Below are 16,275 nucleotides of genomic sequence, written 5' to 3' on the forward strand. Positions count from 1 at the left end.
GTAGCCTTTGCGGCAGGGTCAGGTTCGGGGGTCGCGCGGTCGCCCGCCAGACCTACGACAATGCGGACGGCGGATCGATCCAGCCGATATTGCCGTCGCGGCGGCGGTATACGACGTTCGTCCTGCCATTGCCAGCATGGCGGAAGATCACCACCGGCGCTCCCGTCAGGTCGAGTTCCGCGACGGCGTCGCTGACTGTCATCACGTGCAGGGATTTGGTCGATTCGGCGACGATCACCGGGTTGTCATCGGCCCCGTCGAACTCGACCTCCTCGATTTCCTCATCGGGAGCCGCAATCACATAGCTGGGGATTTCGACGCCGGGCTCGCGGCCATTGGTCTGCGACGAGCGATCCTTGAGACGTCGCTTGTAGCGGCGCAGCCGCTTCTCGATGCGTTCGGCCATCTTGTCGAGGCTGGCATAGGCGTCATGCGCCGTGCCGGAGGCTTCGAGCGTGATTCCCGACGACAGATGCAGCACGCCGTCCGTCTTGAAGGCAGTGCCGTCTTTTCCGACCGTGACATGGCCCTGATAGCCGCCCTCGTAATATTTGCTGAGAGCGGCAGCCACGCGGGCTTCGGCCTGACCCCGCAGGGCCTCGCCGACGTCGAGATTCTTGCCGGAGATTCGCAAGCTCATAGAGTGCTTCCCCTTGTTTTAGCTATGGCCAGAAGAGCGGCCATCCATAGGAGCTAAGAACTCACCCCCGGGGAAGTCAATGACGAGCGGGCGATAGGCCTGCGATCCAAGGTGGACATGGCGGTGGGCGCGACGCGAGCCAAAGCAGCAAAACCCCCGGCGTTGCCGACCGATCCAGGCCGACCGTTCGTTATCCAATCGTCATATCGCCTGTTTCTAAGTGCGGCCCTTCCATTCGACCCCATGATGGGTGACCGCCTTGCATCGCGTGCCGTACTCCACTTTCTCCCGCCGCTCCCTGCTGACATCGACCTGCTTGGCAGCGATCGCGACGTCGGCGGGCCTTTTGGTCACGGAGGCGCGGTCCCAGAGCTTCACCATTCCCTCGGGAACGACCCTGACCACCCAGCGCACGCTCACCACCACCGATACCGGGCAGATCGCGGCAGGCGGAGCACTGAGTGTCGGCGGCGGCACAGCCTCGCTTCTGATCGGGACCGCGACGGGCGTCTCCGTCACCAATAACGGCACGCTGGAACAAAGCGGAACGGGCCGCGCCATCGACGTCACCGGCGGCGGCACCACGCGCAGCTTCCTGATCAGCAACGGCGCCTCCGGCGTCATCCGCACAGCCGCCAACGACGTGATCCGCGTCAATGTCGCGGTGACCGGCACCACCATCACGATCGATAATTCCGGGCTGATCCAGGCCGGCGGCACCGGCTTTGCCGGCCTCGGCCAGGCGCTGGACTTCCGGGCCATCACTGCGACGACCGGCAACAACATCACGGTCGTCAACCGCGCCGGCGGCGTGATCGAAAGCCTGACCGACGATGCGGTCCGGCCCGGTCAGGCCACCACCATCCAGAATTCGGGCATCATCCGCAGCTTCGGCGCGAACACGTCGGGCGGCGCGAACGGAACCTCCGACGGCATCGACGCCGGTGGTCGCACCGGCATCACCGTCACCAACAACGCCGGCGGGGTGATCTCGGGCGCGCGTCACGGCATCACCGCAGACAACGACATCACCGTCGTCAACAATGCCGGCGCCACCATCATCGGCCGCAACGGCTCCGGCGTCGGCTCGGACGGCAACGGCACCGTCACCAATTACGGCACCATCACCGGCGGCTATGCCGGCGTCGGCAATATCTTCAACTCGGACGGGACCGCGTCGGCCAACGGCGACGGCGACGGCGTCGATATCGACCTGATCGGCACGATCCGCAATTTCGGCATCATCCAGGGCCTCGGCGCCGGCGGCGTCGATTCCGGCGGGCGTCCCAACGGCTCGGACGGCATCGCCATGGGCGGCGGAACGATCGAGAACAATGCAGGCGCGCTGATCTCGGGCGCCAATCGCGGCATCCTGATCGACGATGGGGCTTTCGGCTCGGCTGTCGCCGCGGTGTCGATCAGCAATGCCGGGACGATCCGCGGCCTGTCAGGCACCGGCATCGGCATCGTCGGCAATTTCAACAACGTGCTCGCCAACAGCGGCACGATCACGGGGACGGGCTCGGAAGCCGCGATCTTCATCAATGGCAACGGTGCCAACAGGATCACCAATAGCGGCACCATCTCGACCAGCGGCAGCGCACAGGCGCTGTTTTTGAACGGCAATGGCGCAAACACCGTGACCAACAGCGGCACGATCGCAACCAGCGGCACCGGCGTCGCGCTCCAGTTCGGCAACGGCAACAACAGCCTGACGACCTCTGGCACGATCCGGGCGGCGAGCGCCGCGGGCACCGCCGTGCTGTTCGGCGACGGCAACAACAGCATGGTCGTGCAGGGCGGCGAGATCGTCGGCAATGTCACGGCCGGCAACGGCACGAACAGCCTGACCTTCGCGCTCGGCAGCGGATCCTTTGCGATCAACAGCGCCTTCAGCGGCTTCTCGAATGTCACGGTCGAATCCGGCAAGCTCCTGGTCAACGGTTCGCTGTCGTCGAGCGGCGGGCTGACGATCGCGTCGGGCGCCTCGCTCGGCGGCAGCGGCGCGCTGCCCTCGCTGACGGTCAACGGCACGCTCTCGCCCGGCAACTCCGTCGGCGTGCTCAACGTCAACGGCAACCTGACGCTGGGCGCGGGCTCGACGAGCATCATCGAGGTGCAGGGCGCCACGATCGACCGGATCAACGTCGCCGGCGCCGCCAACCTCAACGGCACGCTGCAGATCGTCGCGGCAGGCGGGCCCTATCTGTTCGGCACGCCCTACACCTTCCTGACCGCCACCGGCAGGGTCTCAGGCACCTATTCGAGCGTGAACGCGGCGGCCGGCCTTGGTCCCGCCATTGCCCAAACCGTCGCTTATGGCAGCAATGCCGTCAGCTTGACCCTTGCTCCGGCACCGCTGGTCGCCTCGCTCGCCGGCCCGACGGCCGGGCTCGCGCCCGTTCTCGGCATGAGCCAAAGCATCAACGTGACTCAGGTCGGCTACAGCCTCGACCGCGCCGCCGCGAGCGGAGCCGATCTCTCCCCGCTCTTCCCGGTCTACAACCAGCCGACGCGGGCCGAGCTCGCCGGCGCGCTCAACACGCTGTCGGGCGAGGTCCACACGGCGACACCGGCCATCGGCTACCGCATGTCCGAGCAGTTTCTGCGCACGATGCTCGACCCGCACGCGACCGGCCGCAGCAACACGGTGCTCGGCGGCGGGGCGAGCGACTTCACCGCCGACCTGCCGGGGCGCAAGGGCCGCGAGCCGACCACTGCGCCGGCGCTGCGGATCGAGCCCAGCTACCAGCTCTGGGGCTCCGTCTCGGGCCAGACCGGCACGACCGATGCAGACGCCTTCAGCGGCGCGGCCAAGCGCAGGATCAACGAGGGCAGCCTTGCCGCGGGCGTCGATGTCCGGGTGATGCCGGGCGCCGTCGCGGGCTTTGCTTTGTCGGCCGGCCGGGCCGAGGCGCGGCTTTCCAACGGGCTCGGCTCCTCGGAGGCCGATGTCTTCCAGGCCGGTCTTTACGGCGCAACGCGGATCGGCGCGGTTCAGCTGGGCGCTTCGGCGTCCTATGGCTCGCTTCAGATGGATACCCGCCGTAGCGTGCCTGTCCTGGGGCAGTCGCCGGTCGCCGACTACCGGGCAGAGGTCTTCGCTGGTCGGCTGCAGGCTGGCTACGACCTGTTCGCCGGACATGGCTTCCTAATCTCGCCGTTTGCCGCCTTGCAGGTGCAGAGCGTCAGGACGCCGGGCTTCGTCGAGACCAACGCGCTGACGGGCCTCGGGACCGGCGTGACCGGCCTTGGCCGGACCAATATGGCGCTGCGCTCCGAACTCGGCTTCAAGGGGAGCACGGTGACGACCCTCGCCGGGCGTCCGCTGACGCTGTTCGGCGAGGTCGGTTGGGGCCACGACTTCATGCGCGAGACCGCCTTCGCTGGCAGCCTCTCCGCGATCCCCGCCGCGAGCTTCGTCGTCACCGGCGCGCGTCCGGATCGCGACGCAGCGCTGTTTGCCGCCGGCGTCGATTACCGCCTGTCGTCCAACATCGTGCTGGGGGGCCGTATCGACGGCACCGCCTCGTCCAACAGCCGCAATCTCGGCGGGTCGGCCTCGCTGACGGTCAGCTTCTGACGCCGGCCTCGGCGGCGCTCAAGCCCCCAGGTCTCAGCGGCTGCCCATGGCCATCGCGACTTTCTCGCGACGACGCTCCATCGAGGAGGGAATCCGTAGGGATTCACGATATTTGGCGACGGTCCGGCGGGCGATGTCGATGCCGCCGGCCTTGAGCCGCGCCACAATGGCATCGTCGGACAGGACGTCGGCCGGCGCCTCGTCGTCGATCATCTGCCTGATGCGAAAACGCACGGCCTCGGCCGAATGGGCCTCGCCATAGCCGGTGGCGGCGATCGCAGCCGAGAAGAAATACTTCATCTCGAAGACGCCGCGCGAGCAGATCAGATATTTGTTCGAGGTGACGCGCGAGACGGTCGATTCATGCATGCCGATCGCATCCGCAACCGTCTTGAGGTTCAGCGGCCGCAGATGCTCGACGCCATGGGCGAAGAACCCGTCCTGCTGGCGCACGATCTCGCTCGCCACCTTGAGGATGGTGCGGGCACGTTGCTCCAGCGACCGCGTCAGCCAATTCGCCGTCTGCAGGCATTCGGCGATGAAGGCCTTGTCCTCGTCCTTGCGGGCGGCCTTCGAGACCTTGGCGTGATAGGTCTGGTTGATCAGCACGCGCGGCAGCGTGTCGGGGTTCAGGTCGACCAGCCAGGAGCCGTCGGGCGCGGCACGGATGAAGACGTCCGGCACCACGGTCTCGGCCGTCGAGCCGCCGAAACCGCGCCCGGGCTTGGGATCGAGCCGCCGGATCTCGGCGACCATGTCGGCGATATCCTCGTCATCCACGCCGCAGAGACGCTTGAGCGCAGCGAAATCGCGCTTGGCGACGAGGGGAAGATTGGCCACGAGCGCCTGCATGGCGGGGTCGAAGCGGTCGCGGTCGCGCAGCTGGATCGAAAGGCATTCGCAGACGTCGCGCGCCGCCACCCCTGAAGGATCGAAGCTCTGGACGATCCGCAGGACGCCCTCGACGCGGGCGACCGAGACGCCCAGCCGCTCGGCGATGTCGGGCAACGCCTCGCCGAGATAGCCGGAATCGTCGACCGCATCGATGAGATGGCGGCCGATCAGGCGGTCGGCGGGATCATCGACGGCGAGATCGAGCTGCGTGCTGAGATGGTCGTGCAGCGAGGCCTCGACCGTCAGGCTGCTCTCGAAGCCTTCCGGTCCCTCCTCGAAGGAACCGCCCGAGCCGCCATAGGCACCGCCGATGATCGGCAGGCTGTCGGCGCCGCGGGTATCGAGCCTGGCCACGCTCGGCTGCTCGCCCTGGAAGACGTTGTCGAGCCCCGTCCCGAGGCGGCTTTCCATGCCTTCCTGGCTGTTCAGGCTCTCGGCGCGGTCATAGCTTTCGGCATCGGCCGCATGCACGTTGTCGCCGCCACCCGCCTGGAAGGGGCCCTCGGAGACATCGTCGCGCTCCAGCAGCGGATTGCGCTCGAGTTCGCCCTCGACGAAATTCTGCAATTCGAGATGCGACAACTGCAGAAGCTTGATCGCCTGCAGAAGCTGCGGCGTCATTACCAGGGACTGTCCCTGGCGTAGCTCCATGCGCGGCATCATCGCCATTGCGGCATCGACCCTTCCATGTCAGCGCGCCAATTCGGCACACTTCTTGCTTGGAAGGGAGACTAGCGCCGTCTGGCCGGCGCGTCAAAGCCTTGCCTCACGATTGAGCACGGAAAATCGTGCACTGCAACATGAGCGCCAAGCGCCTCAGCCTTAAAGTCGGAAATCCTCACCCAGATAGACGCGACGCACATCCGGGTTGGCGATGATCTCGGCCGGCGACCCCTCGGTCAGCACGCGACCGGAATGAATGATGTAGGCGCGGTCGACCAGTCCGAGCGTCTCGCGGACATTGTGGTCGGTGATCAGGACGCCGATGCCGCGATCGGTCAACTGCCGCACCAGCGCCTGGATGTCGCCGACAGCAATCGGATCGATGCCGGCGAAGGGCTCGTCGAGCAGGATGAAGGAGGGCTTGCCGGCAAGCGCGCGGGCGATCTCGCAACGCCGGCGCTCACCACCCGAAAGCGCGATCGAGGGCGCCTTGCGCAGGCGGGCGATGTTGAACTCCTCCAGCAGCGTATCGAGCTGCCGGTCGCGAGCCTTCCGGTTCGGCTCGACCACCTCGAGGACGGCGCGGATGTTGTCCTCCACGCTGAGGCCGCGAAAAATCGAAGCCTCCTGCGGCAGGTAGCCGATGCCCAGCCGCGCGCGCTGGTACATGGGCAGCTGCGTGATGTCGTTGCCCTCGAGCGAGATCGTGCCGAGATCGGCGGCGACCAGGCCGGTGATCATGTAGAAGATCGTGGTCTTGCCGGCACCATTGGGGCCGAGCAGGCCGACGGCCTCGCCCTGGCGCAGATGCAGGCTGGCATCGCTGACGACCATGCGACCGCCATAGCTCTTGCGCAGGCCGCTGACGGCGAGAATGCCGGCGCCGCCGATCTTGGCCGCCTCCGAAGCCCCGATACCGACGACGTTGTCGCCACGGGCGTCCGAGCGGCCGAACAGACGGCTGAAGACGCCTGCGTTGCGCGGATGGGACGGTGGCGCGTCAAGGGGCGCCATATCTGATTGCGACATCGGGACAATCGTCACTAAGAGGGACTGCGCCTGCTCTGGAGCAGATATCGGGAAAGCATGGGCCGCGCCGGGGACAGCGCCAGCCACAGTCGTTCAATTTGTCGGCGTCGCCGGCTTGGCGGGCGCGGCGCCGGCGGTGGGCTTCGTGCCGGTCTTGGCGTCTGTCTTGCCGGTCTCGGTCGAGTTGGGCACGAACAAGCCTTGTACGCGGACGCCCGGCGGGCTTTGGACATTGGCGATGCCCGTGACGGTGTTGTAGGTCAGCTTCTCGCCGCGGGTGATGTTGGGGCCGTCGTTCAACGCGACATTGCCGGTCATGATCACCTGGTTGTTGGCACGGTCGAACACGGCATTGTCGGAGCTCGCGGCCTGGGTCTTCGAGACCACCGTGACCGGCCCCTTGCATTCGATGCGCTTGATCGAGCTGTCGCCCGACGCGGCAGGTGCTCCGGGAGCGACAGGCGTCGCTGCGGATGCAGCGGCGGGCGTCGCTGCGGCCGGCTTGGCTCCCCCGGCGGAGCCCTGCCCGCTGCGCCCCTCATAAAACACCGTCATGATCGAGCAGCGCACTGTCGTCTCGCCCTGGACGGCGACGACGTTGCCGCTGAACACGGCGCGGTTGTCCTTGTCGAGCACATCGAGCTTGTCGGCGTCGATCTTGATCGGCTCCTTGCTGTCGCCGCCGAGCCCGCCGAGCGGCGAGTTCGCCGCGCCGCCCTTGCCTCGCCCCTGCGCAAGCGCATCCTGCGGTGCCAATAGGGCCGCCGCGACGGCGATCGTCATCAGGGCCGCGGCGGAGCCTGCGGCGACACGGCCGAAGCTGAAGGGGCGAATGGCTAGCTGCATGTCACTGTCCCGTACCGTTCGGTTGATTGCCGGTCGATGCCTCATTGGAGGGCGCAGCCCGTCCAGACGACTGGAGCAATTCCAGCTGCGGCGTGCTGCCCTCGCGCTCCGGACCCGCGATCGTGCCGGCAGGAGCGTTTGGAATAAAGGCGCGGACCCGGCCCTGGAAAACGATCAGCGCGCCATTGTCCTTCACGTCCAGGGTATCGGCATCGATCGTCGTCGTGCCGAGGCTGACCTTCACCGGCTCCTTCGACACCACAGTGCCGCCCTTGAAGTCGACATCGGCGGTCCGCATGCGGATGTCGTAGCCGGCCTCGGTCTTGACATGGACGTCGTCGACGAGCCGCAGTTTTTCCTTTTGGGTGTCGAAAAGGCCGGATTTCGCGTTCACCGTGACCCAGCCCTCGCGCTCCATCTGCAGCCTGGCGGTCAGCTTCTGCAGCTCGACCTGCGTCGGGTTGCGGATTTCCTGAAGCGCGGCCTCAGCCGTGACCTCATAGGGCCGATTGTCCTTGCGATATCCCGAGAGGCGCGGCGTTTCCATGCGGACCTTGCCGCCGGTGATGCCGACTGCGCCTAAAGACACATTGGCGACGCCGCGCAGCGGATTCAGGAACGGCACCACGATCAGGCCGAACACAGCAGCGACGGCGGCAAAGGGAATGGCACGGCGCAAGAAGCGCACCAGCCTGGTGTGCCGGCGCGCGGCCGTGAACGCCGCAGCGCTGCGGCTCATTGTGCCCGAAGGGAACGGTACGGTCCCGTCAGGGCGGGCGGCCCAGTCATTGGATGTCATCGCCACAGTCATGTCCCGCGCAATGGCAGTCGCTAACGGCTTTTTCGTGTCGCCCGCCGCGCGCGCTCACGTCGGCAATCATCGCCAGACTGACGCAAGATGCCTTATAATTTGTCAAGTATGAGCGAAAATGTCGGTCTCGGCCCAGCCTGCGAGATCGAGCTCGGCCCGGAAAGGCAGGAAGTCGAAGCAGGCCTTGGCGAGATGGGTGCGGCCTTCACGCGCCAGCATCATCTCCAGCCGCGCATGCAGCGCGTGCAGATGCAGCACATCCGACGCGGCGTAGGTGAGCTGGGCCTCGCTCAGCGTGTCCGCGCCCCAATCGGAGGATTGCTGCTGCTTGGAGAGATCGACTCCAAGCAGCTCCCGCACCAGATCCTTCAGCCCGTGCCGGTCGGTATAGGTGCGCGTCAGCTTGGAGGCGATCTTGGTGCAGTAGACCGGGCCGGTGACGACGCCGAAGGCATGGCGCAGCACGGCGACATCGAAACGCGCAAAGTGGAACAGCTTCAGGACCGCCGGATCTTCGAGCAGGCGCACCAGATTGACCGGGCGTTCGGCGCCTTTCCGGATCTGGACCACGTCGGCGCTGCCGTCGCCTCGCGAGAGCTGAACGACGCAGAGGCGGTCGCGATGCGGGTTGAGTCCGAGCGTCTCGGTGTCGATCGCAATGCTGGCGCCGGCGTCGAACCCGTCAGGCAGGTCGCCGCGGTGGAAACGGATGGTCATCTCGCAAACCTCGCTCAGGCGCCCACGCGCCCTCAAAACGGATGCAGCCACGCCCGCGCCGCAGCCTGATCCCGTCTGCGCCATGCCAACACCTGCCGCCGCAGCTAGCGGCACGGGACACGGCGTTCAAGCGTTTTCTACCGGGCCGCACTTCGCAGCCGCGTTAACCAATTATTTACCATAAGCTTCCCGGCCTCGATGCCGCATGGCAGAAAGGCGGCATCGGAGTTTTCACGATGTCCCTGGTCCGCCTGTTCACCGATTTCGAAGGTCGCATCGGTCTGCGCCAGTTCTGGCTGGGCAGCGCGCTGGTCGCGCTCGCGCTGTTCGGCGTGCAGAAGTTCGCGCCGTCGCTCTTCTTCTTCCATGCCGAGAAGATCGTCGCTTTCGCCAACGCCTTCGCATTGTTTCCATGGGCCGCATTGGCCGCAAAGCGCGCGACCGATCGCGGCAGCGCGCCGCTTTATGGCATCGTCCTGATCTGCGCGATCGTTCTGCCCGGCCAGCTCCAGCCCTGGCTGCCCTATCTCTGGGCTCCCTCTCTCGACACGATGTCGCTGATCGCCTGGCTGTTCGCGCTGGTCGATCTCGGCCTGATGCCGTCGGCGCGCGGCGACGACCGGCTTGCGGCCGCCGACGGCGATGCTAAAGCGGCACGATGGACACGCCAGCACGCCCCCCACTCAACTTCGATCCCCTCGACCCCGTCGCGCTGACGCAGGCGCTGATCCGCTGCCCGTCGGTGACGCCGCATGAAGGCGGCGCGCTGGCGCTGCTCGATCACGTCCTGTCGGCCCATGGCTACGTCGTCGAGCGCCCGGTGTTCAGCGCGCCGGGCACGGCGGATGTTGAAAACCTCTATGCCCGGATCGGCACGCAAGCGCCGCTCTTCGTCATCGCCGGCCATACCGATGTCGTGCCGGTCGGCGATACCGCCGCCTGGACGCGCGACCCCTTCGGCGGCGCCCTCGAAGAGGGCATGGTGCATGGTCGCGGCGCCTGCGACATGAAGGGAGGGTTGTCCGCGATGGTGGCGGCCGTGCTGCGCTTCCGGCGCGAGAACCCCGATGCGCCGGGCTCGATCGCGTTTCTCGTCACCGGCGACGAGGAAGGCCCGGCCGTCAACGGCACCGTCAAGCTGCTCGACTGGGCGCATGGCCGCGGCGAGCGCTTCGACCACTGCCTGCTGGGCGAGCCGACCAATCCGGCCACGATGAGCGACATGATCAAGATCGGTCGACGCGGCTCGCTGACCGGCCGCCTCACCGTCAACGGCAAGCAGGGCCATGTCGGCTACCCCCATCTCGCCGACAATCCCATCCGCGGCATGGTACGACTGCTGGCGGCGCTGGACGCCACGCCGCTCGACGCCGGCACCCAGCATTTCGACCCGAGCAATCTCGAGGTCACGACGCTCGACGTTGGCAACCCCGCGACCAATGTCGTGCCGGCGCAGGCCAAGGCGGTGTTCAACATTCGCTTCAACGACGTCTGGACGCCGGAGACGCTGGCCGCCGAGATCGAGCGGCGGCTGCGCGAGGCGGCCGGCAACGCCGTGCGCTACGAGATCAGCTTCGAGCCGACCAATGCGGTCGCCTTCCTGACACAGCCCGGCCCGTTCGTGGCAATGGTGGCGGATGCGGTCGAGGTCGAGACGGGCCAGCGACCTGCCCTGTCCACCACCGGCGGCACCTCGGATGCGCGCTTCATCAAGAGCTATTGCCCGGTGGTCGAGTACGGCCCGGTCGGCAAGACCATGCATCAGGTCAACGAATCCGTGGCTGTCGCGGACCTGCTGGCGCTGGAGCGGATCACGCATCGTTTACTCACGGCCTATTTTGCAGTGCAGCACGAGACTTGACGCAAAGGCCGGCTGGGCTGATATTCGCCTTAGACGAAAGTCTAAGGAACGAGGCGATGAGGCTTGCCGCTGAGGATGTGACGCGATCGCTGCGCGGTTCGTGGCACCTGATGACCAGGGGCTCCGAGGCCCTCCAGGAACTCGACCTGACGCGCGACGGCTTCTGGCGCTCCTTCCTCGCCTTCGCGCTGATGCTGCCGGCGAGCATTGCCGTCCTGGCCGCTGTGCGGCTGCTTGCGGGCCTGCCCAACTCCGCCGGATTGTTCACCTCGCCAGCCTTGGCCATGGCTGTGATCGGGGCCGAATTGCTCGCGGTCCTGGCGGTGCCGGCGCTGCTGATCGCACTCGCGCCGAACCTGGCCCATGCGCCGCGCTTCACCAGCTTCGTCATCGCCTGGAACTGGGCGGGAATCGTCTCGGCCAGCCTGATGGCCGTCCCAGCCGCCGTCTTCGCCATCGGCTGGTCGAATCCGGAGCTCGCCGCGATGCAGTCGCTGGCCTTCGGCGTCATCGTGCTAAGGCTGCGCTACTGCGTGGCGCGCGCCGCTTTCGGCGCTGACAGCGGAATCGCCATCCCCATCGCGATGGCGAGCGTGATGGCCGATTATGCTGTGGTGCGGCTGTTCGGGCTGCTGCCGCTTTGACGCGACGGTTCGCGCGGCACCTTCAATAGTCCACACCAGCGAGGTAGAGCCCGCAAGGCGGCGCCAGCGCGGCGCATTGCGAGCGGTCGCGGGCTTCCAGAACCTTGCCGAGCTTGTTCTCCGGCCAGCGCCCGGCGCCGACCATCTTCAGGCAGCCGACGATCGAGCGGACCTGGTGGTGCAGAAACGAGCGGGCATGGGCGTAGACCACGATCTCATCGCCCTCGCGGCGAACATCGAGCCGGTCCAGCGTCCGCATCGGGCTGTTGGCCTGGCATTCGGCAGCGCGGAAGGTGGTGAAGTCGTGATGGCCGAGCAGGAATTTGCCGGCACGGTCCATCGCCTCGTGGTCGAGCTTCACGGGCACGTGCCAGAGCCGGTCGCGGTCGAGCGCCGGCTGCGCGCGCCGGTCGATGATGCGGTAGATGTAGTAGCGCCGCTTTGCCGAGATCCGCGCGTCGAAATCGTCGGGCACCGCTTCCGCGCTGACGACCGCAACCGGCAGGCGCTTGAGCCGGGCATTGCTGGCGTCGCGCACCACATCGGTGCGCCACTCCTTGTCCAGATCGACATGGGCGACCTGATGCGTGGCGTGGACGCCGGCATCGGTCCTGCCCGCGCAATGCAGCCTGACGGAATGGCCGCAGAAGGCTTCGATCGCCTCCTCGACGCTTTGCTGAACCGACGGTCCGTTGAGCTGGCGCTGCCAGCCCGAAAAGGGCGTGCCGTCATATTCGATGACGAGCTTGTAGCGCGGCATCAGAGCATGCCGCCGAAAAGGGGACTGCGGTGTTCGGACAACGTCATGCTCAGCTTAAAGCATGACGCCGGCGGCGAGCCGGGCACCACGCAGGAACTCGGCGCCGCTGACGGGCCTGCCTCCGGCCCTCTGGACCTGCAGAAGCTTGACCGCTCCTTCGGCGCAAGCGACCGTGCCCTCGTCGTCCAGCAGCATGCCGGGCTCGGCCGCACCGCCCGCAAGCGCCGTGCGCAGGATCTTGAGACGCTCCGGGCCCTTGCCGAGATCGATCTCGGCGAACGCACCGGGGAACGGCGCGAGGCCGCGGACGAGATCGTGCACCTGCCGCGCCGGGCGGGCCCAGTTCAGCTTCGCCTCGGCATTGCCGATCTTGGCGGCATAGGTGACACCCTCCTCCGGCTGCGGCGTGAACCGCAGGCCGCCGCGACCGAGCGCGGCCAGCGCGCGTACCATCAGATCCGCGCCCAAGGGCGCCAGCTGGTCGTGCAGTTCGCCCGAGGTCATGTCGGGGCCGATCTCCAGCCGCTCGACCATGCCGACGGGACCGGTGTCGAGGCCTGCCTCCATCTTCATGACGCAAACGCCGCTCTCGGCATCGCCCGCCATGACCGCACGCTGGATCGGCGCCGCGCCGCGCCAGCGCGGCAGCAGCGAGGCATGCAGGTTGAGGCAGCCCAGTTCAGGCAGATCGAGGATCGCTTGCGGCAGGATCATGCCATAGGCGACGACGACGGCCACGTCGGCGTCATGCGAGGCGATCTGCTCGGCAACGTCCGGCGTTTTCAGGGTCGAGGGCGTGAAGACGGGGATGCCGAAGCGCTCGGCCGCCTTGTGAACGGGAGACGGCTTGAGTTCGAGGCCGCGCCCGGCCTGGGCCGGGGCGCGGGTGTAGCAACTCACGACCTCGTGGCCCTGGCCGATGATCTCGGTCAGGGTCGGGACCGCGAAATCGGGCGTACCCATGAAGATAACACGCAGACTCATACGCTGGACTTTACCTCGAACGCGCCCGAACGGCGGTATCCTTGCCTACGCGACGCCGTCGCGTTTGGCCTGCTTGGCGAAGCGCTTGGTGACACGCTCGCGCTTGAGACGCGAGAGATGGTCGATGAACAGCACGCCGTTGAGGTGGTCGATCTCATGCTGCAGGCAGGTCGCCAGCAGGCCGTCGGCCTCGATCTCGTGGCTCTTGCCGTCGAGATCCATGTAGGCGACCTTGACCGACGCCGGACGCTCAACATCCTCATAATATTCCGGGATCGAGAGGCAGCCTTCCTCATAGACGCTGGTCTCATCCGAAGACCAGATGATCTGCGGGTTGATAAAGGCCATCGGTTCGCGCGGCTGGGCATCGCGCTTCTCCTGCGCCTCCCCGCCCTCATCCGGTTCGCCTTCGTCTTTCCCGCTCGCGGCCCGCTTGGCCACGTCGAGGGTCACGACGCGCCAGGGCACGCCGATCTGGATCGCGGCGAGGCCAATGCCGGGCGCGTCATACATCGTCTCGAACATGTCGGCGACGAGCGTGCGGATCTCAGGCGTGATCGTCTCGACCGGGGTCGAGACGAGCCGAAGCTGGGCATCGGGCAGGATGACGAGGGGACGGATGGCCATGGACGGGTTCTGCGCGGGCTTTCGTGACGAACCGGCGACATAAGCCCTTGTGTACTGCCGGTCAAACTGTTCCGCTTTCGTTCGTATTTATTTACGCGAATCGGCTATCGTGGCGCCATGAAAGAGATCGCCTTCGTCCTGCTCGAACGCCCCGTGACCTGGGCCGAGGCCGCCTTGGGCTTCGCCGGCTTGAGCCTCGCCCTGCTCGTCCTGGTCGCGCTCTCCGCCTGGCGCGGCGGCCGAGGTCGTGCGCTGGAGGCGGCGATCGCCGCCGAGCGCGCCCGCGAGATGGACGACAAGGTCGCGGAGATGAACCGGCTCCAGTCGGAGTTGACTGGCCGGATGCAGTCCATGGCCGAGATCCTCTCGACGCGGCAGGGCGATCTGGCGCGGCTCGTCGCCGACCGCATGGACGGCTTGCGCCACCAGGTCGGCCAGGGGCTGGAGCAGAATGTCCGCCAGACCTCGGAGAGCCTGGGCAAGCTGCAGGAGCGGCTGGCCGTCATCGACTCCGCGCAGAAGAACCTCACCGACCTGACCTCCGAAGTGGTGACACTCAAGGACGTGCTCTCCAACAAGCAGGCGCGCGGCGCCTATGGCCAGGGCCGGATGGAGGCAATCGTCCGCGACGGCCTGCCCGCGGCCTTCTTTGCCTTCCAGCCCCAACTCTCGAATGGCCGCCGACCGGACTGCATGGTGACCCTGCCGGGAGATGGGCGCGGGCTGGTCATCGATGCCAAGTTCCCGCTGGAGAGCTTCACGCTGCTGCGCGAGGCGCGCGGCGAGGAGGCGCGCAAGGCGGCCGGGATCCGAGTCCGCAACGATGTCGGCGTCCATGTGAAGGACATCGCCGAGCGCTATTTCCTGCCCGGCGAGACGCAGGACATCGCGCTGCTGTTCGTGCCGTCGGAATCGATCCATGCCGACCTGCACGAGCATTTCGACGACGTGATCCAGAAGGCGCATCGCGCCCGGATCATGATCGTCTCGCCCTCGCTGCTGGCGCTGGCGATCCAGCTCATGCAGTCGCTGGTGCGCGACGCCCGCATGCGCGAGGAGGCGCAGGTCATTCAGAGCGAGGTCGGCAAGCTGCTCGCCGATGTCCGGCGGCTGGGCGAGCGCGCCGAAAAGCTCGACCAGCATTTCCGCCAGGCGCAGGACGACGTCGCCGGCATCCGCACCTCGGCGGGCAAGATCACCAGCCGGGGTGAGCGCATCGTGGCGCTGGAGTTCGACGACGCGAAGGGCGAGCCGACGCTGCCGTTTGCGGCGGGGCTGGCGCTGAAGAACGCTGCGGAGTGATCAGGCGACCGACAGCGTCGCCGACAACTCCGGCTTCACATTCAGCGTCTGGAACACGACGCAGTAGCGCTCGGTGAGTTTGAGCAGCGTGTCGAGCTTCTCCTGCGGCGCATCGGTCTCGACGTCGAAGGAGAGCCTGATCGCCTTGAAGCCGACGGCTGCATCCTTGGCGACGCCGAGCGTGCCGCGGAAGTCGAGATCGCCCTCGGCATGGACGACGCCCTTCTTCAACTCGATCTCGAGCGCGGTCGCGACCGCCTTCAGCGTCACGCCGGCGCAGGCGACCAGCGCCTCCAGCAGCATGTCGCCGGAGCAGAGCTCGGCGCCGGAGCCGCCGGTCGCCGGATGCAGGCCGGCAAGCGCGATCGCGCGGCCGGTCTCGACCTTGCAGGCGATGTGCTGGTCGTCGAGCTCACCCTTTGCCTTCAGCGTGATGACGGCGGCGGCGGGATCGGTGCGGTAGGCATCCTTGAGCGGAGCCTGGAGTGCGCGAAGGGCGGTGACGTCCATGATCGTGAACCTTGCTGTCGGGTTATTCAGTCGACGACGGTTGATAGAAGCTTGTGGGACAACAGGCCATCGCAAAGCAACGAAGGCCGGCGTCTTCACAAGCACATCCCCGTGCTCTCGGCCGCATTCTGCTGATGCCGGGGCTCGTCGCGCAGCGAACGGTCGAGGCGCGCAACACTTCGAGCTTGGCGGCTTCAAATGCCGGCGAGAGCCTGTCGCGCGGTCGCGTAAGCGGGTTGACGAACTCGTCGGAGACGCGGCCGGGCTTGGGATGCACCACGATACGATCAGCCAGCGTCACCGCGTCTTCGACGCCTTGGTCCGCAAACAGCCGGCTCAAATCCACATTCGTCCGCATTATAGGTCTATTCGTTCTTTATGACAAACAAAACATACGTAGATGT

General features: G+C 66.7%; 15 protein-coding genes. 5 read left to right on the forward strand and 10 right to left on the reverse strand.

The features are described from left to right. Positions 1-52 precede the first annotated feature (52 nt). A complete protein-coding gene (hpf, locus tag AE618_RS10890; RefSeq protein WP_054209098.1) occupies positions 53-640 on the reverse strand; it encodes a ribosome hibernation-promoting factor, HPF/YfiA family in 588 nt (195 codons plus the stop codon). Between the two features lie 316 nt (positions 641-956). Between hpf and AE618_RS10895 the strand changes: the two genes are divergently transcribed. Then, entirely contained in the window at positions 957-4,223 is a 3,267-nt protein-coding gene (locus AE618_RS10895; RefSeq protein ID WP_054209099.1) for an autotransporter outer membrane beta-barrel domain-containing protein, read from the forward strand. A 33-nt stretch (positions 4,224-4,256) separates the two neighbouring features. Here the strand turns inward: AE618_RS10895 and rpoN are convergent, their stop codons facing one another. From rpoN to AE618_RS10920, 5 genes are all read right to left on the reverse strand, one after another. Continuing rightward, positions 4,257-5,786 carry an RNA polymerase factor sigma-54 gene (rpoN, locus tag AE618_RS10900; protein WP_054209100.1) on the reverse strand — a complete coding sequence of 510 codons (1,530 nt, stop codon included), beginning with the start codon at positions 5,784-5,786 and terminating at the stop codon, positions 4,257-4,259. Positions 5,787-5,939: 153 nt separating this feature from the next. Next, positions 5,940-6,794, reverse strand: coding sequence for an LPS export ABC transporter ATP-binding protein (gene lptB / locus AE618_RS10905; protein WP_197280754.1), 855 nt, complete (start codon positions 6,792-6,794; stop codon positions 5,940-5,942). A 108-nt stretch (positions 6,795-6,902) separates the two neighbouring features. Then, the gene (locus tag AE618_RS10910) at positions 6,903-7,655 is read right to left on the reverse strand and encodes an LptA/OstA family protein (protein WP_054209102.1); all 753 of its coding nucleotides are present in this window, start codon (positions 7,653-7,655) and stop codon (positions 6,903-6,905) included. Position 7,656: 1 nt separating this feature from the next. After that, complete coding sequence (gene lptC, locus AE618_RS10915) at positions 7,657-8,454, reverse strand: LPS export ABC transporter periplasmic protein LptC (RefSeq protein WP_197280750.1); 798 nt, start codon at positions 8,452-8,454, stop codon at positions 7,657-7,659. 114 nt (positions 8,455-8,568) lie between these two features. Then, positions 8,569-9,183 carry a ribonuclease D gene (locus AE618_RS10920; RefSeq protein WP_054209104.1) on the reverse strand — a complete coding sequence of 205 codons (615 nt, stop codon included), beginning with the start codon at positions 9,181-9,183 and terminating at the stop codon, positions 8,569-8,571. A gap of 236 nt (positions 9,184-9,419) precedes the next feature. On the opposite strand from AE618_RS10920, the gene AE618_RS10925 reads away from it, so the two are divergent. The 3 genes from AE618_RS10925 to AE618_RS10935 are packed head-to-tail and all read left to right on the forward strand — an operon-like array spanning position 9,420 to position 11,688. Beyond that, the gene (locus AE618_RS10925) at positions 9,420-9,899 is read left to right on the forward strand and encodes a DUF805 domain-containing protein (protein WP_054209105.1); all 480 of its coding nucleotides are present in this window, start codon (positions 9,420-9,422) and stop codon (positions 9,897-9,899) included. Then, positions 9,842-11,044, forward strand: coding sequence for a succinyl-diaminopimelate desuccinylase (gene dapE, locus AE618_RS10930; protein WP_054209106.1), 1,203 nt, complete (start codon positions 9,842-9,844; stop codon positions 11,042-11,044). The genes AE618_RS10925 and dapE overlap by 58 nt, the downstream gene beginning before the upstream one ends. Before the next feature lie 56 nt (positions 11,045-11,100). Then, positions 11,101-11,688, forward strand: a complete 588-nt coding sequence (locus AE618_RS10935) for a hypothetical protein (protein WP_054209107.1) — start codon at positions 11,101-11,103, stop codon at positions 11,686-11,688. A 22-nt stretch (positions 11,689-11,710) separates the two neighbouring features. On the opposite strand, the gene truA is transcribed toward AE618_RS10935, so the two are convergent. The 3 genes from truA to def are packed head-to-tail and all read right to left on the reverse strand — an operon-like array spanning position 11,711 to position 14,059. Beyond that, a complete protein-coding gene (gene truA / locus AE618_RS10940; protein WP_054209108.1) occupies positions 11,711-12,448 on the reverse strand; it encodes a tRNA pseudouridine(38-40) synthase TruA in 738 nt (245 codons plus the stop codon). A 54-nt stretch (positions 12,449-12,502) separates the two neighbouring features. Beyond that, a complete protein-coding gene (fmt, locus tag AE618_RS10945) occupies positions 12,503-13,432 on the reverse strand; it encodes a methionyl-tRNA formyltransferase (protein WP_054209109.1) in 930 nt (309 codons plus the stop codon). Positions 13,433-13,477: 45 nt separating this feature from the next. Beyond that, positions 13,478-14,059 (reverse strand): peptide deformylase, encoded by a 582-nt coding sequence (gene def, locus AE618_RS10950; RefSeq protein ID WP_054209110.1) that lies wholly within the window; start codon positions 14,057-14,059, stop codon positions 13,478-13,480. Between the two features lie 117 nt (positions 14,060-14,176). On the opposite strand from def, the gene AE618_RS10955 reads away from it, so the two are divergent. After that, entirely contained in the window at positions 14,177-15,361 is a 1,185-nt protein-coding gene (locus tag AE618_RS10955) for a DNA recombination protein RmuC (protein ID WP_054209111.1), read from the forward strand. Here AE618_RS10955 and AE618_RS10960 read toward each other — a convergent pair whose 3' ends face one another. Further along, a complete protein-coding gene (locus AE618_RS10960; RefSeq protein WP_054209112.1) occupies positions 15,362-15,871 on the reverse strand; it encodes an OsmC family protein in 510 nt (169 codons plus the stop codon). Positions 15,872-16,275 lie beyond the last annotated feature (404 nt).

Source organism: Allobosea vaviloviae, assembly GCF_001298265.1.
GTDB classification, from domain to species: Bacteria; Pseudomonadota; Alphaproteobacteria; order Rhizobiales; family Beijerinckiaceae; genus Allobosea; species Allobosea vaviloviae_B.

Bases quoted from the DNA above. Each gene is read 5' to 3' on its own strand.
- def (WP_054209110.1), bottom strand. From the start codon at position 14,059: ATGGCCATCCGTCCCCTCGTCATCCTGCCCGATGCCCAGCTTCGGCTC.
- lptC (WP_197280750.1), bottom strand. From the start codon at position 8,454: ATGACATCCAATGACTGGGCCGCCCGCCCTGACGGGACCGTACCGTTC.
- lptB (WP_197280754.1), bottom strand. From the start codon at position 6,794: ATGGCGCCCCTTGACGCGCCACCGTCCCATCCGCGCAACGCAGGCGTC.
- truA (WP_054209108.1), bottom strand. From the start codon at position 12,448: ATGCCGCGCTACAAGCTCGTCATCGAATATGACGGCACGCCCTTTTCG.
- AE618_RS10910 (WP_054209102.1), bottom strand. From the start codon at position 7,655: ATGCAGCTAGCCATTCGCCCCTTCAGCTTCGGCCGTGTCGCCGCAGGC.
- fmt (WP_054209109.1), bottom strand. From the start codon at position 13,432: ATGAGTCTGCGTGTTATCTTCATGGGTACGCCCGATTTCGCGGTCCCG.
- dapE (WP_054209106.1), top strand. From the start codon at position 9,842: ATGGACACGCCAGCACGCCCCCCACTCAACTTCGATCCCCTCGACCCC.
- AE618_RS10955 (WP_054209111.1), top strand. From the start codon at position 14,177: ATGAAAGAGATCGCCTTCGTCCTGCTCGAACGCCCCGTGACCTGGGCC.
- AE618_RS10925 (WP_054209105.1), top strand. From the start codon at position 9,420: ATGTCCCTGGTCCGCCTGTTCACCGATTTCGAAGGTCGCATCGGTCTG.
- AE618_RS10960 (WP_054209112.1), bottom strand. From the start codon at position 15,871: ATGGACGTCACCGCCCTTCGCGCACTCCAGGCTCCGCTCAAGGATGCC.
- AE618_RS10920 (WP_054209104.1), bottom strand. From the start codon at position 9,183: ATGACCATCCGTTTCCACCGCGGCGACCTGCCTGACGGGTTCGACGCC.
- rpoN (WP_054209100.1), bottom strand. From the start codon at position 5,786: ATGGCGATGATGCCGCGCATGGAGCTACGCCAGGGACAGTCCCTGGTA.
- AE618_RS10935 (WP_054209107.1), top strand. From the start codon at position 11,101: ATGAGGCTTGCCGCTGAGGATGTGACGCGATCGCTGCGCGGTTCGTGG.
- hpf (WP_054209098.1), bottom strand. From the start codon at position 640: ATGAGCTTGCGAATCTCCGGCAAGAATCTCGACGTCGGCGAGGCCCTG.